The 21,622-nt window shown below is 42.6% G+C and carries 24 protein-coding genes and 1 pseudogene; 6 read left to right on the top strand and 19 right to left on the bottom strand.

Features of this window, described 5'->3' with window-relative positions:
* Window positions 1-67: 67 nt before the first annotated feature.
* The 9 genes from V6N89_RS11510 to pnp all read right to left on the bottom strand — a co-directional run bounded on the left by V6N89_RS11510 (window position 68) and on the right by pnp (window position 6,917).
* Entirely contained in the window at window positions 68-532 is a 465-nt protein-coding gene (locus tag V6N89_RS11510; RefSeq protein WP_338517655.1) for a hypothetical protein, read from the bottom strand.
* Between the two features lie 225 nt (window positions 533-757).
* A complete protein-coding gene (locus V6N89_RS11515) occupies window positions 758-1,165 on the bottom strand; it encodes a helix-turn-helix domain-containing protein (RefSeq protein ID WP_346992717.1) in 408 nt (135 codons plus the stop codon).
* A gap of 107 nt (window positions 1,166-1,272) precedes the next feature.
* Window positions 1,273-1,476 (bottom strand): tautomerase family protein, encoded by a 204-nt coding sequence (locus V6N89_RS11520; protein ID WP_338517657.1) that lies wholly within the window; start codon window positions 1,474-1,476, stop codon window positions 1,273-1,275.
* A gap of 190 nt (window positions 1,477-1,666) precedes the next feature.
* Window positions 1,667-2,014 (bottom strand): hypothetical protein, encoded by a 348-nt coding sequence (locus V6N89_RS11525; RefSeq protein ID WP_338517658.1) that lies wholly within the window; start codon window positions 2,012-2,014, stop codon window positions 1,667-1,669.
* A gap of 204 nt (window positions 2,015-2,218) precedes the next feature.
* Complete coding sequence (locus tag V6N89_RS11530) at window positions 2,219-2,491, bottom strand: hypothetical protein (RefSeq protein ID WP_338517659.1); 273 nt, start codon at window positions 2,489-2,491, stop codon at window positions 2,219-2,221.
* A gap of 46 nt (window positions 2,492-2,537) precedes the next feature.
* On the bottom strand, window positions 2,538-3,566 hold the full coding sequence (locus V6N89_RS11535) for a restriction endonuclease (RefSeq protein WP_338517660.1): 1,029 nt from the start codon (window positions 3,564-3,566) through the stop codon (window positions 2,538-2,540).
* Window positions 3,567-3,709: 143 nt separating this feature from the next.
* Window positions 3,710-4,102, bottom strand: a complete 393-nt coding sequence (locus V6N89_RS11540) for a hypothetical protein (RefSeq protein WP_338517661.1) — start codon at window positions 4,100-4,102, stop codon at window positions 3,710-3,712.
* Between the two features lie 246 nt (window positions 4,103-4,348).
* Entirely contained in the window at window positions 4,349-4,642 is a 294-nt protein-coding gene (locus tag V6N89_RS11545; protein ID WP_338517662.1) for a DUF1244 domain-containing protein, read from the bottom strand.
* Window positions 4,643-4,805: 163 nt separating this feature from the next.
* Window positions 4,806-6,917 carry a polyribonucleotide nucleotidyltransferase gene (pnp, locus tag V6N89_RS11550; RefSeq protein WP_338517663.1) on the bottom strand — a complete coding sequence of 704 codons (2,112 nt, stop codon included), beginning with the start codon at window positions 6,915-6,917 and terminating at the stop codon, window positions 4,806-4,808.
* Window positions 6,918-7,257: 340 nt separating this feature from the next.
* Between pnp and V6N89_RS11555 the strand changes: the two genes are divergently transcribed.
* On the top strand, window positions 7,258-7,797 hold the full coding sequence (locus V6N89_RS11555) for an HNH endonuclease (protein WP_338517664.1): 540 nt from the start codon (window positions 7,258-7,260) through the stop codon (window positions 7,795-7,797).
* A gap of 11 nt (window positions 7,798-7,808) precedes the next feature.
* Here V6N89_RS11555 and V6N89_RS11560 read toward each other — a convergent pair whose 3' ends face one another.
* From V6N89_RS11560 to V6N89_RS11585, 6 genes and pseudogenes are all read right to left on the bottom strand, one after another.
* Window positions 7,809-8,744 carry a mechanosensitive ion channel family protein gene (locus tag V6N89_RS11560; RefSeq protein ID WP_338517665.1) on the bottom strand — a complete coding sequence of 312 codons (936 nt, stop codon included), beginning with the start codon at window positions 8,742-8,744 and terminating at the stop codon, window positions 7,809-7,811.
* 187 nt (window positions 8,745-8,931) lie between these two features.
* A pseudogene (locus V6N89_RS11565) lies at window positions 8,932-10,180 on the bottom strand (glutamate-5-semialdehyde dehydrogenase).
* Window positions 10,177-11,286, bottom strand: a complete 1,110-nt coding sequence (proB, locus tag V6N89_RS11570; protein ID WP_346992718.1) for a glutamate 5-kinase — start codon at window positions 11,284-11,286, stop codon at window positions 10,177-10,179. The pseudogene V6N89_RS11565 and the gene proB overlap by 4 nt, the downstream one beginning before the upstream one ends.
* Window positions 11,287-11,302: 16 nt before the next feature.
* Window positions 11,303-12,802, bottom strand: a complete 1,500-nt coding sequence (gene putP / locus V6N89_RS11575) for a sodium/proline symporter PutP (RefSeq protein WP_338517666.1) — start codon at window positions 12,800-12,802, stop codon at window positions 11,303-11,305.
* Between the two features lie 389 nt (window positions 12,803-13,191).
* On the bottom strand, window positions 13,192-13,761 hold the full coding sequence (locus V6N89_RS11580; protein WP_346993801.1) for a hypothetical protein: 570 nt from the start codon (window positions 13,759-13,761) through the stop codon (window positions 13,192-13,194).
* Between the two features lie 50 nt (window positions 13,762-13,811).
* Window positions 13,812-14,237 (bottom strand): hypothetical protein, encoded by a 426-nt coding sequence (locus tag V6N89_RS11585; RefSeq protein WP_346992719.1) that lies wholly within the window; start codon window positions 14,235-14,237, stop codon window positions 13,812-13,814.
* A 411-nt stretch (window positions 14,238-14,648) separates the two neighbouring features.
* On the opposite strand from V6N89_RS11585, the gene V6N89_RS11590 reads away from it, so the two are divergent.
* Together V6N89_RS11590 and V6N89_RS11595 are read left to right on the top strand one after the other, a co-directional pair.
* Complete coding sequence (locus V6N89_RS11590; RefSeq protein ID WP_338517669.1) at window positions 14,649-15,209, top strand: hypothetical protein; 561 nt, start codon at window positions 14,649-14,651, stop codon at window positions 15,207-15,209.
* A gap of 143 nt (window positions 15,210-15,352) precedes the next feature.
* Complete coding sequence (locus tag V6N89_RS11595) at window positions 15,353-16,183, top strand: HAD family hydrolase (RefSeq protein ID WP_338517670.1); 831 nt, start codon at window positions 15,353-15,355, stop codon at window positions 16,181-16,183.
* Here V6N89_RS11595 and V6N89_RS11600 read toward each other — a convergent pair whose 3' ends face one another.
* From V6N89_RS11600 to V6N89_RS11610, 3 genes are read right to left on the bottom strand one after another with little or no spacing between them, the layout of a single operon-like run.
* Window positions 16,184-16,888 (bottom strand): SDR family NAD(P)-dependent oxidoreductase, encoded by a 705-nt coding sequence (locus tag V6N89_RS11600; protein ID WP_338517671.1) that lies wholly within the window; start codon window positions 16,886-16,888, stop codon window positions 16,184-16,186.
* Between the two features lie 19 nt (window positions 16,889-16,907).
* Complete coding sequence (locus V6N89_RS11605; RefSeq protein WP_338517672.1) at window positions 16,908-17,246, bottom strand: DUF2878 family protein; 339 nt, start codon at window positions 17,244-17,246, stop codon at window positions 16,908-16,910.
* Window positions 17,137-17,421, bottom strand: coding sequence for a DUF2878 family protein (locus V6N89_RS11610; protein ID WP_338517673.1), 285 nt, complete (start codon window positions 17,419-17,421; stop codon window positions 17,137-17,139). The genes V6N89_RS11605 and V6N89_RS11610 overlap by 110 nt, the downstream gene beginning before the upstream one ends.
* Window positions 17,422-17,636: 215 nt before the next feature.
* Here V6N89_RS11610 and V6N89_RS11615 point away from each other — a divergent pair, with 215 nt between their 5' ends.
* From V6N89_RS11615 to V6N89_RS11625, 3 genes are all read left to right on the top strand, one after another.
* Entirely contained in the window at window positions 17,637-19,289 is a 1,653-nt protein-coding gene (locus V6N89_RS11615) for a diacylglycerol kinase family protein (RefSeq protein WP_338517674.1), read from the top strand.
* Window positions 19,273-20,619, top strand: coding sequence for an NADP-specific glutamate dehydrogenase (gdhA, locus tag V6N89_RS11620; RefSeq protein WP_338517675.1), 1,347 nt, complete (start codon window positions 19,273-19,275; stop codon window positions 20,617-20,619). Before V6N89_RS11615 ends, gdhA begins: the two co-directional genes overlap by 17 nt.
* Window positions 20,620-20,826: 207 nt before the next feature.
* Entirely contained in the window at window positions 20,827-21,282 is a 456-nt protein-coding gene (locus V6N89_RS11625) for a hemerythrin domain-containing protein (RefSeq protein WP_338517676.1), read from the top strand.
* 153 nt (window positions 21,283-21,435) lie between these two features.
* On the opposite strand, the gene V6N89_RS11630 is transcribed toward V6N89_RS11625, so the two are convergent.
* Window positions 21,436-21,594, bottom strand: a complete 159-nt coding sequence (locus V6N89_RS11630; RefSeq protein ID WP_338517677.1) for a YqaE/Pmp3 family membrane protein — start codon at window positions 21,592-21,594, stop codon at window positions 21,436-21,438.
* Window positions 21,595-21,622: the final 28 nt, after the last annotated feature.

The raw sequence follows: 21,622 nt of genomic DNA on the forward strand, positions 1-21,622 counted from the left end.
ACTCGACGCGCTATCAGTGAGGCAAACCTCCCTTTCATCAGTAGCTAGGTTCTAAAAATACTAAACGCTAACCAACAATTTTTATTTGCGATGCGTCCATTACTCTTATATGCGTTTGATAATAGTACTTATCAGTGGGCTTACCATTGGCAAAAAACCGTATTTTTGTCCGTTTTGCTTTGCCCGTTACTTCTATACTTTTGTTCACAAAGAATGCCTGAGGCGATTCTTCGAACTTTGATTTCAATCGAGAAAGCACTTTTGGGTGCAAAGCAACGGTCACCGCACGAGGATCGCGATAATCATCCTCAGTGTTCAGATAAACGAACTCCCCTTGTTTGCCTGTAGCAACAATCTTTAACGTATAGACTCCAGACACTGCATAAGGTGCGTGTTCAGCGGCGGCTTCTATAATTGCCATGGTATTGGTGTATTTCACCGGGCTTTCGGTGTGCTGAAGGGATGATACAGAAGAGGTCGACGCACATCCTGTAGTAAGCAAAGCTAATGTTATCAATAGATTTTTCATCATATATCCTTATAAAGAATGTTCCGTGATAGCTTAACGTAACGTATTTAAGACGAAAACGCACGACCTTCTAATATGGTTTATTTTATGGAAACTTCGACCTCACCCGCGTTAATTTGTAGACCCTCTCCTACGCGGGTAATAAGCGCATCATTCGCTATAAACCTGTTGTATTCTGACTTTATAGTAAGCTGACCTACTTGCGAGCTATTTTTGTTAACGAAAATCTCAAAAGACACGGTATCTGGAATAGTCATAACGACACTGCCGAGTAAATGTCGTGATGGTTTGATCCGATGATACTGCAACCGAGTCAGCCATCACTTCTATGCCAGTCGCAGCGGTTGTCGAAGAGGTAACAACTAACGTTGAAATCAGGCTGATAATTGCAAACAAATATTTTGCCGCTAATAGCTTTTGCTTTTGTGGCTTGACGGGGCGATGCAATAAGGTTCTAAAATCAGTATCAAATGCACCCGCGAGAGACTTAACTGTTTCTACCGAAGATTTACCTTCATTCTCTACCCGCTGCACGGTCCGAATACTTACCCCCGATACCGTTGATAGTTGCTGCTGACTCCATCCCCTATCCTTTCGAAGAGAAACGATTAATGCGGAATTAATTTTCATATCCATTGTGCTACTCCAATTTAGTGTTCGATTGATAACACTACTAGAGCACTCCTTATTTTCTTACGACAACAATACGCCACTTCACCGTCAAGTAACCGCCAGTGCGCATTCTACTTAGTAATTTGCTTTTTCCACTCGTCGGTTAGCATACCTGCATATCCCCAATTTTGCTCTTCAATTTCTTGGATAACAACATGAGTATGCTCTGGCTTTTTTCCTAGAACGCGCTCCAATGACTCAGTAAAATCTCTGACCAACTCCGCTTTCTGCGCTTTTGTTGCCCCTTTGGTAATTTGTACATTTACGTATGGCATTTTCTTATTCCCTTAAGTGATAACTTCTTTCTTAGTTTCATTTACCAGAATGTACTCTACGGCCAAAACCTTCTCCTAAACATACCCCCACTAAGTGGCAGTAATACTAAATTCGATGGTAAGAGATGGTGTCATATGGGAAGAAAAAGCGGTTTAATGTTTGAGTTGACACCATAGTCGTTTGTTAGCTTTAATTATTTGATTCGATCGCCGCTTTACGCGCTAATGCTTCTATTTCATCGTCCATATTATCGTCGAATGAAAAAGCATATACTCGCCAGCCACTTTTAACTTTAAAAAATTGAAATTCAAAACGAATTGGTTGTCTATCATAAGTTAATAAGTATGTGACATGTACAAATGTTCCGCCCACATCATAAGTGTGAACATGAGAAATATGGTGAAGTTCTCCAACCAACCCTGTTAGAGAAGATAGCTGATTTTTGACACCTTTTATCTGATCTGGAATAGATGACACATAACTATTTGTTTTATATATAGAGTCAACAGCTTTGTCTATTTGCCCTTCCTGATACAATGTAAAAACTCACTGATTTCGGTTTTGTATTCATTAGCCAGCAGGTTGCCTGAAAAAAAACTAATAAACAATATCAATACATATTTCATTTAATACTCCATTTAAAGCTAACTTTTAAATAAGGGGCGCAGACGCGGGGCTATAATCGCGAAGCGGCCGCGTTTATGCGTCCCAGCGACTGAAGGGAATACCAACAGCGTTTTGTTAACCGACTTTATCGATGCCAAATTTGATGCCGACCAAAATTAGAACAAAATACACCAGCATGAAAGCTAGTGAAATAATTCCAGTCGTAAGTTTTGAATGCCCTGAGTCTTCTATTTCTTTAAATGCAACTTTGTACGATGCAATCATATAACCAAAGGCAAATAAACTCAGAACCCATACTAAAGACTGGATGACTATTGGATTTGAATAGTCTTTGTTCATGCCTTCAGCTAAAACAGCGGCTGCAACAATCATTGCGGTGAGCGACACTAGGCGCGAGCTTGCTAGCGTCCTTATTGACGCGCTTGTTAGAAATCTAGCGCGGCAGAGATAGTAGGAAATCATCGGTCAATTCAAACAAGAAGTCTGTAGGATCTTCCCCTTGCTCCTTCATATGTAGCATTTTACATACAGTTTCATCATCCAAGGCTAGAATCAACTTTCCGTGCTCGCGCATAGCGCCCTGCATCATGCTGGTTGCATTTCTATCTGCTCCGAGCCGAGTAAACATTATCGCAACCTTTCTTAAACCTCGTTCAAGAAGATATTTCTCTGTCGTAAGAACCTGGCCTTGCTTAATCTTTTCCGAATAATTTTTAAATTCAAATACCACATAACGGCTATTTAGATGATCTACAATAAAGCGCCAATACTCTGTATTTGGACGAACCCTGCAAACAAAATCGTACCTATTAGCTCCACCATCAGTACTTTTTTGTTTATGCCATCCTTGGAGGTCATTTGGAAACAGATACTTGAGAATTCTTTCGCAGATATCCTCATATTTTGACCAAGTAGATCTTCCTCTTCTTAACGACTTTAGCTCTTCGCAAAGATCTGTTCCTTTTCTATCAATTGGAGGGCTAGAAGTCCCAGATAGTTTAACGCCTGAATCTTGGAGACGACGTTTGCTAGAGCTTTTCTTATCAATAAATTCCGGACCAAGCTCTAGCAAAGCATCTAGCTCATCAATCAGGGATGGTTTGGCAGCCGCAAAGTTTCTTAGGTCTATTTGGTCTACAAAGATAATATTAAATTTTTCTTCAAGTGAAAGCCTTATGTCACCCGGCAAGAAGCTTGATATAACAAGCATTCCTTTATCAGTTTGACGACCAATTCCATTATTTATTACCCGTGCAGCGGCAGACTCAATTAAAGAGGGTCTAACCCTCGCCGTTCTATAGTACTTAACCTCTATAGCCCAACTTTCACCACCGAATTGCCCTAAGAAATCAAATCCTCTATCACCCCTTGTCGAATTGATATCTATTTGAAAATTATTTGCTTCGAGAATTCGCTTTACTAAATCCTCAAACAGCTCCCACGTTGATAGTGTCTTTTCCATTTCGGTGCTCAATTTATTTCAGATTTCTAACGCCCCACTTAGGGGCACAAATATGCAGGCTATAATACGGAGCGAAGCGAAGGGAGCCTGCGTGTTTGTGTCCCAACGAGCGCCAGCGAGTGACTACAGTGTTTTGTTAGAAGTCATTGTTTACCACAACGAGCGGAATTGATACTCAAATTTGTATGATAGCCATCTTGCCTGTCGGGTGCTGCCATATCAAAAATGATTGTCTTTCCTAAATCTAATTGACTTCTTAAGGTGGGAGTCGAACAAACAAACGCTAATATGACAGGTTTATAGTAGGAAGCTTTCTCTGGGAGGCCAATAGCTTCAATTTTAATAGCTATGCTCTGCTGTTGTATTGAGTGATATTTCAGTTCTGTTTTTACACCCTCAATGCCAAATATTGTATTTTGAAATAAATCCTCTAGCACTTCTTCGTTGTTCGTATCTTTAAAATGGTAGTAGATAAGAGAGGTAATGAATGCGAGTAGGTAAATTCCAAACTTTAAGAGCTTTCTGTCCTTGCGCAATGTCTCTAACTCCTGACTTCTAACAGCTTACTCGTCCCCAGACCGTCATGCTAATCCACACCACTTTAGGGTATTTTTTCATTTTATTGCTCACTACTTTAAACTACAACCAGCAGAGAAATAAAGAAAAAACCGTGTTGTCGTTTTTCGCTCATATATTAAAAACACCAATTCGGCGAGCAGGTGATTTTGGTGTTTTTCACACAGCCGAACACAAAAAAGCCAGCTTTCGCTGGCTTCTTAAACTTACTTTTTCTGCCTTGCAGCTAGTTTCTCCAACTGCTCGTCAGTGGCTGGAAGTTGATGATTTTCCTTCCATTCTGAATATGGCATTTTGTATACCACTTCGCGCGCCGCGTCGTAGTCAATATCAGCGCCCTGCTCGCTTGCTGCTGCCGAGTACCATTTTGCCAAGCAGTTACGGCAGAAGTCGGCTAAAATCATCAGGTCGATGTTCTGAACGTCTTTATTCGCGTCTAAGTGCTCTACTAAGCGGCGAAATACCGCGGCTTCTACTTCTGTTTGCGTTTGCTTATCCATTGTCAAATACCTCAAAAAAAGCGCTTTTTCGTTATAGTCTAAATGTGTGGGTTAACGCGTAAAACGCAACCCAGCGTTGTCTTTTAAACCCCAAAACGAAAAAAGGGAGCCAAGCTCCCTTTTTACTTATATGTGACTAACTAGGTTTAAAACCTAATTGCCATTATTCTGCGTCGTCAGACTTAGGCGCAGGCTTTTCTAGAAGCTCTTTAATGCTTAGACGTACACGGTTTTGGCGATCGATTTCCATAACCTTAACGTCAACCATTTGACCTTCTTCTAGGTAATCAGTTACTTTGTTCACACGCTCGTGAGCGATTTGTGAAATGTGAACAAGACCTTCTTTACCTGGAAGTACTTCTACAAACGCACCGAAGTCTACAATACGTGTAATCTTACCGTTGTAAGTCTTACCAACTTCAATTTCAGCCGTTACTTGCTCAATCTTACTAATAGCGATGTCTGCTTTCGCACGCTCTGTCGCGAAGATTTTGATAGTACCGTCGTCTTCAATCTCGATGTTAGTGTCAGACTCTTCAGTAATTTGACGGATCATCGCGCCGCCTTTACCGATAACGTCACGGATCTTGTCTTGGTCAATCTTCATTGTGTAAATGCGTGGAGCAAATTCACTTAGCTCTTCGCGGTGACCGCCAATCGCTTCGTCCATTACGTTAAGAATATGCAAACGTGCTTCTTTTGCTTGTTTAAGCGCAATTTGCATGATTTCTTTAGTAATACCTTCAATCTTGATGTCCATTTGAAGTGCAGTAATACCTTCGGTAGTACCCGCTACTTTAAAGTCCATGTCACCAAGGTGATCTTCGTCACCAAGGATGTCTGAAAGTACAACAAAGTTGTCGTCGCTCTTAACTAGACCCATTGCGATACCCGCAACAGACGCTTTGATTGGTACACCTGCATCCATAAGCGCTAGTGAAGTACCACAAACAGAGGCCATTGATGATGAACCGTTTGATTCTGTGATTTCCGAAACCACGCGAACTACATACGGGAATTCTTCTTCACTTGGCATTACTGCTTGAATACCACGCTTCGCTAGACGACCGTGACCAATTTCACGACGCTTTGGCGAACCAATCATACCGGTTTCACCAACACAGTATGGAGGGAAGTTGTAGTGAAGCATAAAGCGGCTGTCGCGCTTGCCTTGAAGCTCGTCAATCATCTGTGCGTCACGCTCTGTACCAAGCGTAGCAGCTACAAGTGCCTGCGTTTCACCACGGGTGAATAGTGCAGAACCGTGAGTACGAGGAAGAATACCTGTCGCCACGTCTAGTGCACGGATCATCGCTGGGTCACGGCCGTCAATACGCGGCGCGCCAGATAGGATGCGTGAACGTACTACGTCAGACTCAAGGTCATGAAGAAGGTCTAATACTTCTTTCTTGTCTTGTTCTTCGTCTTCAGCAAGGATAGCTTCAAGTGCTTTTTCAGTTGCTGCAGTTACCGCGTCTTTACGCTCTAGCTTGTCAGAAATCTGGTAAGCCGCAGTCATTTCTGCTTCAGCTAGCGCTTTAACTTTATCTTTAAGTGCAGTGTTTTCTGCTTCTGGTGCCCAGTCCCACTTCTCAGTGCCAACTTCAGCCGCAAATTCGTTAACCGCGTTAACTACTGTTTGCATTTGCTCGTGACCGAACATAACCGCACCTAGCATAGTATCTTCAGAAAGCACGCTTGCCTCTGATTCAACCATAAGTACTGCGCCTTCTGTACCCGCAACAACAAGGTCAAGCTCGCTTTCAGCTTGCTCTTCTGCGCGTGTATTTAGAATGTATTCGCCGTTGCTGAAACCAACACGTGCCGCACCAATTGGGCCGTTGAAAGGAATACCAGAGATAGCAAGGGCTGCAGAAGTACCAATCATAGAGATGATGTCTGTAGGGATATCTGGGTTAGCAGACATTACAGTAACAACAACTTGTACTTCGTTTTTGAAACCTTCTGGGAATAATGGGCGGATTGGACGGTCGATAAGACGTGCAATCAAGGTTTCGCCTTCAGATGGACGACCTTCACGCTTGAAGAAACCACCTGGGATTTTACCCGCAGCGTATGCTTTTTCTTGGTAGTTTACTGTTAGAGGGAAGAAGTCTTGATCTGGCTTGGCTTCTTTTTTACCAACTACCGTTACCAGTACAGACGTGTCGTCCATGCTCGCAAGAACCGCAGCTGTCGCCTGACGAGCAATTACACCCGTCTCTAGAGTTACAGTATGCTGTCCATACTGAAATGATTTAGTAATAGGAGTCACTATTTGTCCTTTAATTTCAATCTTTATTTTATCGCTTTTAAACGCGGCGCATAGTATAGCTTTGAAGTAGCTGTAATGCCATTGCCAAATACAGCCCCGCGTGGAATTTATTTAGTGAATTTGCGCTAAATCGCTATCACCTTAAGCACCATGACTATATGAAATATCTGTGAAATTTCAATTATTGGCTATATTTTCATCATATTGACACAAAACAGCGTATGCTAGAACAAAAAGCGAACAAAGCAACAACCCGTAGGTAATGCTGAAAACGATATACGGGCGATAAAGATTATTCATAACAAGAACGTCTAATATTAGTGTGCTAAAGGAGATAACCATGTTGGTACTTCGACTTAATAAAGCAGGCATGCCACAAGAGTGGATAGATGTTGAACAAGCCGCAAAGCTTTACAGTCAGGACAAGGTGCTATTCGAGCTAGGCAGTGATGCCATAACCCTCAAAGGTGGCTGGAATCACGAAGGGCTGCAAAGCGAACTCACCCTATCAAGTATTATCGCTTGCGACGGAAAGGTAACAGATTTATCTGGAAAAGTGGCTCTTACTAACCGCTATTTATTTAGGCGCGATAGCTATTTGTGCCTATATTGCGGACAACAATTCACGCCCAAGCAACTTACTCGTGACCATATTGTCCCCCGTTCACGAGGTGGCAAAGATACGTGGACTAATGTCGCAACTGCTTGTCAGCGCTGTAATCACGCCAAAGGCGCAAAAACCCCAGAAGAAGCAAACATGCCCTTGCTTGCCGTACCATTTAGACCCAACGTTTATGAACGCTTTTACCTTATGAACAGGCGAATACTGGCTGACCAAATGGCATTTTTGCAAAGTCACTTTACTAGCAACCGTCGCTGAGCCTGTGATGTTTAAAAGCTACTATTGCTGGTTGTAACACTTTGAGGAATTTGCGCTGGAGATTGATCAACCTGTTGCGATTCAATCTGCTTTTGCTCTTCTTTCATAGCCTTAAACCATAAGCTTAGCCAATCGGAACACATTTTGTGTTCTAATTCGTGTGCCTCGGCAGTAGGACAAAACAGACTGACTTTGACCACTACTTTAGCAAGCTCATTAGTCTTTATTTCTACTTCAGGATCGATTCGAATAAACTCTTGCTCTAAGTGACGTTCTATTAAGCCTTTATATCGCTCTGCCACGTCTCGGAAATACTCACAATGCGCTTGTGCTCTAGCGTGAAATGCAGGCAACAAGCTATAAGCATTGACAGTTGGTTCGTTTACAATTTCAAAGGAGTGTAATCGGTAGCGACGCATAAAATTTAAATTTCTTACGGTCTGGGTCACCAATTGGCTATTTGGCACATAAACGTGCTTGCCCGTGTAATTGAACGTCTCTGCATCAACTTCTAGCAACGCGGTTTTGGCCCAATCCATTTCAACCACTTCACCAATTACGTTGTTCATTTGGATCCAATCACCTACCCTGAACGGCCTTGCACCCAAATAGTAAATGAACCCCATAAAACACTGAATAAATTCTCTGGTAGCCAGTACAATCGCTACCATAAACGCCGCAATAGAAATTGCCAAAGTTTGAATTTCTGACGACCACACCATCATCAACACAATAATAATGAATGCATTGCCGAGTTGTTCGAGGATGTTTATTTGATTGCGGCGGTCTTCACCGCGACGAGAACTTCGCCGTTTGATAAGGCGCAAAATGCCTTTTTTGATGTAGTGCAGAATGACCAAAAGCACCAAAGATGTGAGCAGCTTGTATTCATTAGCAAATGCAATGAGTTGTTGCCACAACTGTGCAGGGTCTATCACTATCTCCATGTCGGCTCCATCTTGTTGCGAAGTGCAGTCGTTGTTACTTTTGCGTAACAATAAACTTATGATAAAACATAAAAAAACGCCGACAATGGTCAGCGCTTTTCATTATGAAGCATGACGACTTTTGGCACAATCCCGACCAGTTAGACCGGGCAATTACTGAGCAAAAGTCGAATACATTTCAAACTCTTTATTCGCGAATTTGGCCTTCGCCATTCACTAGGTATTTCTCGGACGTCAAAGACTCAAGTCCCATTGGTCCATACGCGTGTAGCTTCGTTGTAGCGATACCAATTTCAGCACCTAGTCCAAGTTGGCTACCGTCTGAAAAACGCGATGACGCGTTAACCATAACGACACTCGCATCAACGGCGCGTTGGAACAACTTACCTTTCTCGGCGTCTTCGGTAACGATAACTTCGGTGTGGTTACTACCGAACTGAGCAATATGGTCTACTGCACCTTCGAAATCATCGACAACGCGAACTGCGATTTCTAAACCTAGGTATTCTTCACCATATGCGTCTTCTGCAATTACGTCAGCGCCATCGAAATACTGGCTACCTTTTTCGTTAACGTGAACTTTCACGCCTTTTTCTTTAAAGGCATCGGCCACTTTAGGTAAGAAGTCACCCGCAACGGCTTGGTGTACAACCAAGCCTTCAAGCGCGTTACATACACCAGTACGCTGGGTTTTACCGTTTAGAAGGATAGCCATGGCTTTGTCTAAATCAGCATCTTTATCTACATAAAGATGGCAAACACCTTTAAAGTGCTGGATGACTAGGTACCTTTGCGTTATCGGTTACATAGTTGATAAGACCCTCACCACCGCGTGGAATAATTACGTCGATGTAGTCGCGTTGTTCCATCAGCTCTTGCATCAGCGCTCTGTCTGGATTTGGCACAACGGTCACGAGTGCTTTTGGCAAGTTGTGCTTTTCAAGTACATCCTGCATTAGTTCAGCAATCGCTAAACTTGTGTCCAACGCTTCTTTACCACCACGTAAAATAACCGCATTACCTGATTTAAAGCATAGTGCTCCAGCATCTGCAGTTACGTTTGGACGCGCTTCATATATCATGCACACCACGCCTAACGGTATTTTCATCTTTTTGATTTCAATGCCATTTGGACGCGTACCAATAACGCGTTCTTTGCCTACTGGATCGTCAAGCTCTACGATGACTTCTATACCTTCAGCCATAGACTCAATTCGCGCATCATCCAAAATCAAACGGTCAACCATGGCCGCGTCCAAATTGTCGTCTTTGGCACGCGCAACTTCCTTCTGGTTTACCGAAATAATTTTGTCTTTATTCGCTCGAATAGCTGCAGCCATATCAGTTAACACCGCGTTTTTCTGGCTTTCGCTTAAAATTGCCAGTGTACGTGCAGCTTTTTTCGCCTGTTGTGCTAACTCTGTAATAATACTCATTCTTTCTCCAGATTTGCTATGTGCTGATCAGAAATAATTGGCCCTGTTTTTTCCTCAAACTCGTGGGCAAATTCTTCACTTTCCTGATTCGCAATAAAATTCAATAAACAGCTACTGTAGTTCGACTTGGCTTTCACCAATTTAGTGCCGTCTTCTTTACGTACCAATATGGTGTCGCCTACCGAGAACTCACCTTTCACGTCTATAATTTCGCTACTTGTTAGTTGCTCTGCATCGGTATGTAAAGAGTCGTCGAAGTCTCCTTCCACAATTACCTCACCTTGCGCGTTCGACGTATGGCGCATCCAATGCACATTCTCTTGCATTGGCTTGGCGTGAGGTTTGAAATGCGTGCCTGGGTTTTCACCGTTTAACAGCATATTAAACGACAGTTCGGTAAAGCCGTTAATAATAAAAGTATCTATACCATGCGACACTGCTTTCTCCGCAGCTTCGATTTTAGTTCGCATACCATAGGTTCCAACACCACCTTTCACGGCGCCACCAGCCATTGCATAAATACTCTCATCAATGGTATCCACTGTTTTTAACAACGTTGCGTCGTCATGTTCGTGTGGATTTTTATCGTATAGACCATCAATATCAGAACAGATAATCAATGCGTCAGCCTCAGCGGCAGATGCCACCATAGCCGAAAGATTATCGTTATCACCTACTTTCAACTTGTCCGTTGTCACGGTGTCATTCTCGTTTACGATAGGCAAAATGTTGTTGTCCAACAGGCTAAAAATAGTCTCTCGGATACTTACGTAGCGCTCTCTGTCTCGCAGGTCAGCATGTGTTAACAGCATTTGTGCTGACGGGAAGTCAAAAAGCCTGTCCCACGTCGCTATCATTTCCGTCTGACCCGCCGCAGCCATTGCTTTCTTAACGGCGATGTTTGACTTTTCCAGTTCCGGAAACAAGTGCGCGCCTGCTGCGACCGAACCTGATGAAACCAATACCACTTGGGTACCGTTTGCTCTACATCGCACGATAAATTGGGCGATACTTAGCAAATAATGGCTGCTACACCCCTGTTGATTGGGCGAAATCAGCGCACTACCAACTTTTATCACTACGCGTTTCCAATTTGGGTTACTCATAATAAACTTTTAAACCTTAAGATTGTTGATTCGCTAATTCTTCAGTGGCCTGCATAAACGTTTGCTCTACTTTTATCGATGGCTTGTCCGTCAAAAGACTTACGCCATAAAGCGTCAGAGCACTTACTGCAAACCCTGGAATAATTTCATAGACAACGCTACTAAGCGTTTTTCCGCCGTCCAGCACAGGCGCATAAATCCAAAACAGCACAGTTACCGCGCCAGTTATCATTCCTGCAAGCGCGGCATTGGCGGTTAAGTCTTTCTTGTACAAGCAAAACAGTACAAGTGGCCCGAACGCTGCGCCAAATCCTGCCCACGCGTTACTCACTAGTGATAAGATAGTGTTTGACGCATCTAACGCCAGCAATAATGCAACCACTGCAACACCCGCTACGCCATAACGACCAATAGTTACCGTTTGTTTTTCACTTACTTCTTTTTTCGCTACAACACGATAAATATCTTCAGTAAGTGAGCTTGCGCTCACCAGCAACTGTGACGAAATTGTACTCATGATGGCCGCCAAAATTGCCGCCATTAAAAAACCACTAATGAGCGGGTGGAACAACAATTGTGAAAACACAATAAAAATGGTCTCGGGATCATCTACCGCTAAATTAAATTGATTTGCATATGCGATCCCAACAAACCCAGTGGCAAGTGCACCTATAATTGTCACCGTCATCCATGACATCCCAATAGCCCGCGCAGTGCTGATTGCACGAACGGAACGAATCGCCATAAAGCGAACGATAATATGGGGCTGGCCAAAGTACCCAAGTCCCCACCCTAAACTCGATAACAGTCCAACTAGCGTCAACGACTTCCACGACTCGGAAAGACTCGGCACAGATTCATACGCTGCAGTACTCATTTGGGTCACACTTTCAAACTCGCTAAAGGCGACGATAGGCACAAGTATTAATGCCACAAACATTATGCAGCCTTGGACAAAGTCGGTCAGACTGACTGCTAGGAAGCCACCAAGCAATGTGTAGGACACTACAACACCAAGCGTAATAAATAGACCCAATTGATAATCTACCGCAAATGCGCTTTCAAACAATTTTCCGCCAGCAACAAGCCCCGCGGACGTATACAATGTGAAAAAAAGAACAATGATAACGGCAGAAACAATTCTCAGCCGCGAGTTCGGTGTGTTAAACCGTTTCGCAAAGAATTCAGGTACCGTCAATGCATCATCTGCAACTTCGGTGTACACACGTAACTTGGGCGCGACTAATAAATAGTTTGCAAGCGCACCTACCACAAGTCCAATTGCAATGTACAAAGCGTCAAAGCCTGTTAGAAACATAGCGCCCGGAAGGCCCATTAGCATCCACCCTGACATGTCAGATGCTCCTGCAGACAATGCCGTTACTTGCGGGCTGACTTGTCGCCCTCCCAAGATATATCCAGAGATGTCGCTAGTGGACTGACGATATGCGAATAATCCTATTCCCAGCATTGCTAAAAAATAAATAGCAAGCGAAATGTAGCTCTCTAATGGCATAACGTTGAGAAATTCCTCTATTGCTCATACAACAACAATCACTGCTTTGCGCTCTGCAATCGCTAAGTTCACGTTTGCAAGCACACTTGTCTCACGACCAAAATTAAAATGAACAGTAATCATTAGAGCTCTAACAATATAAAGCTTTTTAAAATTATTTCAAGTGCAAATATTATACAACTGCTTTTAAATAGACTTTAATACAAATAAATAGCCAAACTCGTTTCACACGCAATATGCCTATACCATTAAAATTAAATGACATATAAAACAATACTTTAAACAACCCAAAACAAACTGTGAAACATAATGCACATGACATGATTTAGAAGCTTTTATTAAAAGTAAGTGTAAGTTAAATCATTTTCACAGCATTTTATTAAGTTGTATTAATCAGAAGAAATAATATTCAATAGAATCTTTTCAAGAGCGCTGAGCTGCTTGCCCCTAGAATATTTTTTGGAAATCAGTGCACTCACGTCAATGCACAGCTTTTTGCACAAATCTGGCGACTGTTCTAAGTATAATAGCTTCGGATGAATGTAATATTTACGGCATACAGCAGCTGTATTTCCAAGCTCCTTTGCCACGTATTTGCAAAGCGTGCTTTGCCAGTTTCTACTTTTTAGCTGTTTAACGTCATGATTAACGCTATCTAAACACAACAAAGCAAACCGGCTTGCCGCCCATGTTCGAAAATCTTTGCAACTAAAATTACGTCCCATATTCTTATGAATGAAAGCATTTACATCTTCGCTCGTTACGTTGTGCCATGAACCGTCACGCTGTTTGTATCTGAATAAGCAGTATCCCTGCTGTTGAGCACTATCCCGAATATGTAATACCAACTTAGGGTCGTCTATGTGTAGACTACGTTCTTTGCTATGCTTTCCCGTATATGACAGGGTGATGCAGTCATCACATTCTGCGTCAATGTGTTTTCTTCTCAGCGTCGTTATGCCAAAGGTTTGGTTCGTTTTGCTATACTGTACATTACCGACACGCGCGCTTAGGTGTAGTCAAGTAGCAAACACACAAGTGAGCAAGCTCTTTCAATAGTCCACTCGGGCAAAACCAACATCGAATAGCAATACTCCCTAAACGCAGGCAGCGCGTTTCCGAATTCATTTAATCGTGCAAACTTCACTTTCTGTTGGTGCTCGTGCCAATACCAGTGATAAATGTATTGCTTTCTTCCCTTCTCGTCATACCCTACCGCTTGTACACTGGCTTTACTGTCTATACTAATCCTTGTTTCTTGCCAATTAGGTGGTATCGCTAGCGATAAAATACGGTTCAATACGCGTTTTCCTGTGACTTTGCGACCACTTGAATAAAAATAGTAGAAGCGCTTGGCACTCACTTTCTTACGACGAATAGATAAATGAGCGTCATCTAAATAGTGAAAGCATTTACCGACTTTTTCACCAACCACTGCCTACTTCCTTGTTTTACTGATGGCGCACTGTGATACGAGGTCGCGTAACCCAAATACGAGTTTGCCTACTTGTAAACCTTTCGCAGTGAACATGTAAAAATCTCCTAGTGATTAGCTTCTTTCACGTTAATTTAAGGTTTTTTCGCTTTTTGTCTTAGCGATGTCCTCACGTATTCAATCTTTACGCCACTTATTTACACGAACAAGACAAATCTAAACTGTTATTAATAAACCAAAATAATTCATTAATTACAGTTAGTTAAAATCAATTTTCATCACTTTTTGAGCGCTAACTGATTTTCTAGAAGCATTAAAAGAAATGCATACTCATTTAGGAACACTAATTGAATAGACCTTTGTAGATACGTTTAAGATTGAAGGTTAAAAAGAGAAGGCAAAGGTGTACTTATGAATAATCAGGTTTCATCACAACGACAGAGCTTACGTGGTGCCATCGTATCAAGCAGCAAACTACAAATAGCCGCGGTTTTTGACAGTAAGCAGCGCGCAGAGAAGATGCTGGACATTGTAAGTGACGAGACAAGGGTAGATAAATCCCATATGCACATTATTGACAAACACGATCCTCGATTTAACGAAAAGCTCGAAAAAAGCAGCAGCAAAATAGGTAAAAGCCTCTGGTCGTCTCACTTGGTACTTGGTGGCATAGGCCTTGGTATTGGTATGGTTGTCGCGTTTTTACTAACCCAGTTTGGACCAGCCTTAACGCAACAAAATACCATGTTTACGTACATTGCACTTATCAGTCCAGGCATTTTTATAGGGCTCTTTGTTGCGGGATTATTTGGATTAAGACCAGACAGAGATCATTTAGTACAGAATGTAAAAAATGCCGTTCGCTATGGAAAAGTTGCCTTGGTTATCAATATCCCTAAGTCGCAATCATCGACTGAAATCGTCACATTACTGGACCAACAAGCCAGCAGAGTCATCGAGTCTGTCAAATAGCAACCAATACCTCTATCACAACACCACAAGCACCAAGAGTGAAAAAGGTGATATGACGTGCTAAATCGAAAGTAAACAATATACGAGTAATCCCGTATCATACGTTATTGCATAAATAACATATGGTGCGGGCATTTATTTTTATGGATTTAATCTTCTTTGACCTCGATGGGACGCTTTTAAACAAGTCGTCACAAATCTCTAACTTCACCAGAGAAACGTTGGGCTTACTCTCACAGCGAGGGATTGCGTATACCGTAGCAACTGGTCGCACTATGCACTCAGCACAACATGTCATTCAAGACACGCCATTTATCCTTCCACACATTTATAACAATGGCGTTGCTATTTGGGATCCAACGGGAAATGCGCTCACACTGGAAAACCTTCTTGCGTCAAATGAAGTCAATACGATTTTAGCGTGCGCAAAAGACAATGGCATAACACCTTTTATTAACACTGTAGATTTAACGAGTGCCAACCATGACCATGTTATTTATCACTCTGCGCCTATGCACAGAGTAGAGCGCGACCTCATCGATAAATACTTCTCTCGCACTAAGGCAGTGCTAAAGCCTGCAGAACATATTCCTTCACATGCCCATATAACCAATATAAGCATGATAGGCGATGCGAAGGTCATCTATGCGATGTACCAAGAATTAAACGCAAATGACAGCCTGATAGCCTATTCAGGCCCTGCTATTGAGGGTGACGAATACCGTTGGATGGATGTCCATCACAAGTTAGCGAATAAAGGCAGCGCTGTTGAACTATTAAAATCTCAACTAGGCGCCAGCAACATTATTTGCTTTGGAGACAGCGACAACGATATTAGCATGTTCGAACTCGCTGACGAGGCGTATGCTCCAGATAATGCAAAGCCAATGATAAAAGACGCCTCTACATCGATCATTGGCCACCATGATGATGATGGCATTGCTCATTTTTTACGAGAGCGCTTTTCGCTGTAGCTACCAAGCAATTTGCGCTCTTTCAGCTAAAAACTGTCCGTTGGGTCCACCCTTTTCGTGAGTTGCCAGCCAAATAACGGTATCAGCACCCTCCTCTGGGGTCTTTGGCGCGTCAGCGCCTCCCATACGGGTATGCACCCATCCAGGCGACATACTATTGATGGTTACGTCAATATCGTCATCTTTCGCCGCTTCATCAATAACAGCAGCCATCTTTACGGTAAGCGCATTCAATGCCGCTTTAGAAATAGCGTAACAAAGTGGCCCTTGCAGCTGCTCGTGGAAACTGCCCCAGCTTGAACTGACATTTACGATCCGCCCAAATTTTCGCTCTATCATCTGTGGAAGCGCTTGCTGAATTAATGTGAGTGGCGCATTGACATTAACTTGCATGGAATTCGCAAACTGTTCACTATTCACGTCTCTCCAGTACGTGTCGTCCAAAACAGCCGCATTGTTGATCAAGATGTCGATGGGTCCATACACCGCTTCAGCCTGAACATAGGCATCAACAATGGCACTTTCCGAATCTAGGGGCATCTCTATTACATGAAGATCGTCGCCGACGACTTGGCTTTTTGCTTCATGCCCACTCTCTTCATCTCTGCACGCCATGAGCACTTTATATCCCTTGTGCATGAGGCCCCTAACAATTTCAAGGCCAATACCGCGATTTCCTCCAGTCACCAGTACACTTTTTGTCATTACAAATCACTCCCTGCATTTAAGCCTTCACTGTAACACGATCAAAATTCACCGATAAGTAGAAACAAAGCGGAAATATTACGCTCCAAACTATAGCGATGATTATATAAGACCACATTAAACTTACCCCTAATTCCACCGCACCAAACCTTGCTCCAGCGATATAACTCAAAGGTGCAAACACTGCTCCTCCCAAAGCCGCAAGCAGGGTTCTTCCCTTAAATATTGTTAGGCTGTGATAAACCGTACTAAGCAAATGCCGCCCAAAGTAAACTGAGCCAAATGGGAATAGGCCATAAAGAAACCAACGCATTTGTTTCATCAAAAATAAAAATGCCAAATAGAGTAAGAAGCGCATCGGTCACCGTACCTAAGATAAGTACAACCGCCATCAGTTTAATGTCAGGGACGCGTTTTGGAGAAAATACCACCCATAGAAAAATAAGGCCTACCACGGGTAAAACGGCATCGTTACGAAACAAAATTACCAACCACCATATAGTTTGAAACCACACAAAATTCAATATTTTCAAAGATGCACTTTTACTCATCGTACTGGCTCGCGCTTACATTCGACGTTTTTTGTTTAATGCAACAAATACGACAACACGCGTCGCTTAGTTCATTTTTGGACTTGTGTCAGGAAAGTAAAACACTGCCAGAAAAACAGCCTCAACAAAACTGAAGTAAACGAATATCAGACGTTGACGTATAGAAAGGTAAATAAAAGGCAAAGGAGTTGTTTTTCGTGAAAATGGTTAAGTACTACGTCTTGGGTGCAATAATTGCGCTAGCACTGTGTGTAGCGAGCACAAATACTTTAGTATCGGTTTTACTAGCATGGACAGGGTTCTCCTTAATCGCAGTAAGCAGTGCATATCTATTAAACTATCCAAGCTTATTTCGAAAACGCGATGACGGCTCTATTCCGCTATATATTCGATGGATTTTTGTCCCCTTTTTATTGGGCTCTTGGCTTTACAATGAATACGCGCGCAGAAATGATAGCGTACCTCCTCTTCAACAAATTGAAGACAAGTTATTTCTTGCGTGCCGAATGTCTACAAAACACGTTGAACTGCTACAAGAAAATAAAGTTAGTGCTATTTTAGACGTGACGGCTGAATTTGATGGACTTGATTGGACTGCCTATCAACAAGACTTTCGTTATCTGAACATTCCTGTACTAGACCACACTAGCCCTTCAAAAGAGCAATTGTTGCTGGCAATTAATTGGATAAAACAGCAGCAGAGCGAAGGTAAAAATGTTGTTGTTCACTGTGCTTTAGGTCGAGGACGCTCGGTATTGGTAGTCGCGGCATATCTCCTTGCGATGAACCCTGAACTTACAGTCGAAGCGTCGCTTAAAAAAATAAATGCAATTCGCCAAACCGCTAGGCTTAACAAGCGGCAATTGGGCTCACTACAAAAGATTAAAGACGGTGGCTTTCTCTCGTTAGGTCAGCGTCTTACTTTAATAGTAAACCCTGTGGCAGGTGGCGGAAAATGGGAACAGCATAAAGATGAGGTTCTGTCGCGCTTAAACGAAAAATTTAACGTTACAGTGCTTAAAACCACGCCAGATATCGACGGCAAAAAATTGGCAATAAAAGCCAAAGATGACGGCGCTACGACAATCATTGCTTGCGGCGGCGACGGAACGTTAACGGAGGTTGCTGGTGCGCTAATTAATAGCGATATTACGATGGGTGTCATTCCTTTTGGAACGGCCAATGCGCTAAGTCAAGTGCTACATGGATACCGAAGCAAAGTCATGCCTGTTAGTACGGCATGTGATGTCATTATTGAAGGTAACTGTGCATTAATTGATACAGCTATGTGCAACCAAAACCCCATGCTATTGGTAGCAGCAGTTGGCTTTGAAGAGCAAATGATATCTGCAGCTAGTCGTAATGAGAAAGATGAAGGTGGACAGTTCGCTTATCTTAAAGGCCTTTGGAATGCCATTTCGAATAATGAAAATATGACATTTTCAATAGCCATCGACAATGAAGTAGCGTCAACCTTACAAACACCAAGTCTTGTAGTCGCGAATGCAGCACCGATGACTACAGTACTGGCCCAAGGCGCCAAGCCACCTGATGTTACCGATGGTAAATTAGACTTAACATGGCTTACGCCCCACCCCGATGCTGACCGCCAGTTTCTCACGTTAGCAGAACTTGCTTTTAGCCCTTCTAGTGCGAAAAAACATAGTGAAACGATAAAACACGCACAAGGGTCGTCAATCACATTAACCTTCGACACAACGATCCCATACGCAGTAGATGGAGAGATTTTTGAGAGCGATTCAATTCATATCAAATCTCTCCCGAAAAGCTTGAAAGTATTAAGTAGTATGATTCAACAGGAGCACGGATTAGATGAAACAACTCAGTAACTTTGATGAAATTTATCAATTTTTAGCAACGCGCTTTGGCAACGAAAAAGAGTATTTACAAGCGGTACACGAAGTACTGCATGATATTGTTCCTATTTATAATGCGAATGAACAATACAAAGCCTTTGATGTTGTGCGTCGCCTGTGTTTGCCTGAACGTATTATCTACTTCACGATTTCTTGGTCAAACAGCGATGGTGATGTTGAAGTTAACCAAGGTTGGCGGGTACAACATAATTCTAATATGGGTCCGTATAAAGGCGGTTTGCGCTTTCATCCTTCTGTCAATGTGTCTGTTCTGAAATTCCTTGCATTTGAACAATGCTTCAAAAACGCACTGACGGGGCTTCCAATGGGCGGAGGTAAGGGTGGGTCCGACTTTAACCCACGGGGAAGAAGCGACCGCGACATCATGCTCTTTTGCCAAGCATTCATGCGCGAACTGCAACGCCATATAGGAGCGAACACCGATGTGCCTGCGGGCGATATTAATGTAGGCGCCAGGGAAATAGGATACCTTTATGGTGAGTACCGACGTTTGAACAATAAGTTTGAAGGCGTACTGACTGGGAAAGGACTTGAGTTCGGTGGCAGTTATGTCCGCACAGAGGCGACAGGCTTTGGTCTAGTGTACTTTCTGGATGCGGTTTGCGCTGAACACGACACGCACATTGAGGGTAAAACGGTTGTTGTATCAGGCGCGGGTAATGTAGCGCTTCATGCTGCGCTCAAGGCCACTCAAAAGGGCGCAAAAGTCATTAGTCTATCGAACAGCCGAGGGCTACTTCATAATGAAGCTGGATTAAGCGAGTCAGACATTAACTATGCGATAGAACAACACACTGCTAGCGACAATATCTTACGCGATATGGACAGCAAAAAAATGGGTCAGTGGCATGAAAACAAAACACCGTGGAATCTTCCCTGTGATATTGCCCTTCCCTGTGCAACGCAGAACGAACTCCATGAGACAGATGCCGAAGCATTGATAGAGAACGGTTGTACTATGGTACTAGAAGGCGCCAATATGCCATGTACGAACAAAGCACAAAGCCTGTTTTCAAAACATCGGATAACTTATGTGCCAGGAAAAGCATCTAACGCGGGAGGCGTGGCGCTATCAGGGCTAGAAATGTCTCAAAATGCCATGTTTAGCCAGCGCGACCCAAAATTGCTCGACGAGGAGCTTAACGACATCATGAAACATATCCACAGCCTTTGTGTTGCAGAAGGAAAAGAAAATGGCGACGATTACATCAACTATATGAAAGGCGCCAACATTGCGGCATTTAGAAGGCTTGCTGATGCTATGGTAGCGCAAGGGATATAACCCCTTGCTCAGCTACAGGTGTGAATTATTCACTCCTGCTTATGTAAGATTTTCTCTTTTCTGGTCACAATCAGCGTTAGCATGCTTTATTGATTTGATGTATAAAGCTAAAAATATCATATATATCATAGCGTTAATTAAAAATTTACAGTTGGAACGGTTCTCGCATCTCTGCTTGGTGTATTTAGAAAACCTGAGGATTGAAAGATGCAAATTTTTGAAGCACTTCGACAAGACCACGAAAAACAACGCTTGTTACTTAAGATACTTGCTGAAACCAGCGGTAATACAGCAGCAAGAAGAGAGTATTATGAAGAGCTGAAGGTTCAGTTAGAAAGTCACGCTGTGGCTGAAGAGCGTTATTTTTATTCTCAACTTTTAGAGAAAGATGCAACGGTTGACCTTACACGACATGGTATCGCTGAACATCATGAAATTGACGAGTTACTGGAAAAACTAGATGACACCGACATGAGCTCCCCAGCTTGGTTGCGACATTTGAAGAACTTACAGGATAAAGTGGAACACCATCTTGCTGATGAAGAACAAGAGTTCTTTCAGGTCGCAGGTAAGGTGTTAAACGACCGTCAGAAGTCGACACTTGCTGATGGTTATAGAGATGAAATGAAAACGTCGGTGGCATCAGCGACTGAAACAGCGTAAATGTGCTTTTCACCTTACGTTACAACTATTACGTAATGTCCTTTAGTGACAAAAAGAAGCGATAAGAAAAATGCCAACATGAAATATCATGTTGGCATTTTTTATGTAAAACCTTCCACTATGCTTTGTCGTAATAGACAATTTTTACTTAAACTACTTTTTGGCAATAATGTAAACCGCGTGAATAACACCCGGGAAATACCCTAAAATAGTAAGTAAAATATTTATCCAGAACTGCGCGCCAATACCGACTTGTAAAAATACACCTAGCGGTGGTAATAAAATTGACAGCAAAATACGAATTATATCCATAACACATCCCTTTTTAATTCAACGTTTT

The sequence above is a fragment of the Alteromonas gracilis genome, from assembly GCF_036870955.2.
Lineage (GTDB): Bacteria > Pseudomonadota > Gammaproteobacteria > Enterobacterales > Alteromonadaceae > Alteromonas > Alteromonas gracilis_A.

Bases quoted from the DNA above. Each gene is read 5' to 3' on its own strand.
- V6N89_RS11510 (WP_338517655.1), bottom strand. From the start codon at position 532: ATGATGAAAAATCTATTGATAACATTAGCTTTGCTTACTACAGGATGT.
- V6N89_RS11555 (WP_338517664.1), top strand. From the start codon at position 7,258: ATGTTGGTACTTCGACTTAATAAAGCAGGCATGCCACAAGAGTGGATA.
- V6N89_RS11545 (WP_338517662.1), bottom strand. From the start codon at position 4,642: ATGGATAAGCAAACGCAAACAGAAGTAGAAGCCGCGGTATTTCGCCGC.
- V6N89_RS11520 (WP_338517657.1), bottom strand. From the start codon at position 1,476: ATGCCATACGTAAATGTACAAATTACCAAAGGGGCAACAAAAGCGCAG.
- V6N89_RS11630 (WP_338517677.1), bottom strand. From the start codon at position 21,594: ATGGATATAATTCGTATTTTGCTGTCAATTTTATTACCACCGCTAGGT.
- V6N89_RS11600 (WP_338517671.1), bottom strand. From the start codon at position 16,888: ATGACAAAAAGTGTACTGGTGACTGGAGGAAATCGCGGTATTGGCCTT.
- V6N89_RS11590 (WP_338517669.1), top strand. From the start codon at position 14,649: ATGAATAATCAGGTTTCATCACAACGACAGAGCTTACGTGGTGCCATC.
- V6N89_RS11560 (WP_338517665.1), bottom strand. From the start codon at position 8,744: ATGGAGATAGTGATAGACCCTGCACAGTTGTGGCAACAACTCATTGCA.
- V6N89_RS11605 (WP_338517672.1), bottom strand. From the start codon at position 17,246: ATGCGCTTCTTACTCTATTTGGCATTTTTATTTTTGATGAAACAAATG.
- V6N89_RS11515 (WP_346992717.1), bottom strand. From the start codon at position 1,165: ATGGATATGAAAATTAATTCCGCATTAATCGTTTCTCTTCGAAAGGAT.
- V6N89_RS11535 (WP_338517660.1), bottom strand. From the start codon at position 3,566: ATGGAAAAGACACTATCAACGTGGGAGCTGTTTGAGGATTTAGTAAAG.
- gdhA (WP_338517675.1), top strand. From the start codon at position 19,273: ATGAAACAACTCAGTAACTTTGATGAAATTTATCAATTTTTAGCAACG.
- V6N89_RS11625 (WP_338517676.1), top strand. From the start codon at position 20,827: ATGCAAATTTTTGAAGCACTTCGACAAGACCACGAAAAACAACGCTTG.
- proB (WP_346992718.1), bottom strand. From the start codon at position 11,286: ATGAGTAACCCAAATTGGAAACGCGTAGTGATAAAAGTTGGTAGTGCG.
- putP (WP_338517666.1), bottom strand. From the start codon at position 12,802: ATGCCATTAGAGAGCTACATTTCGCTTGCTATTTATTTTTTAGCAATG.
- V6N89_RS11595 (WP_338517670.1), top strand. From the start codon at position 15,353: ATGGATTTAATCTTCTTTGACCTCGATGGGACGCTTTTAAACAAGTCG.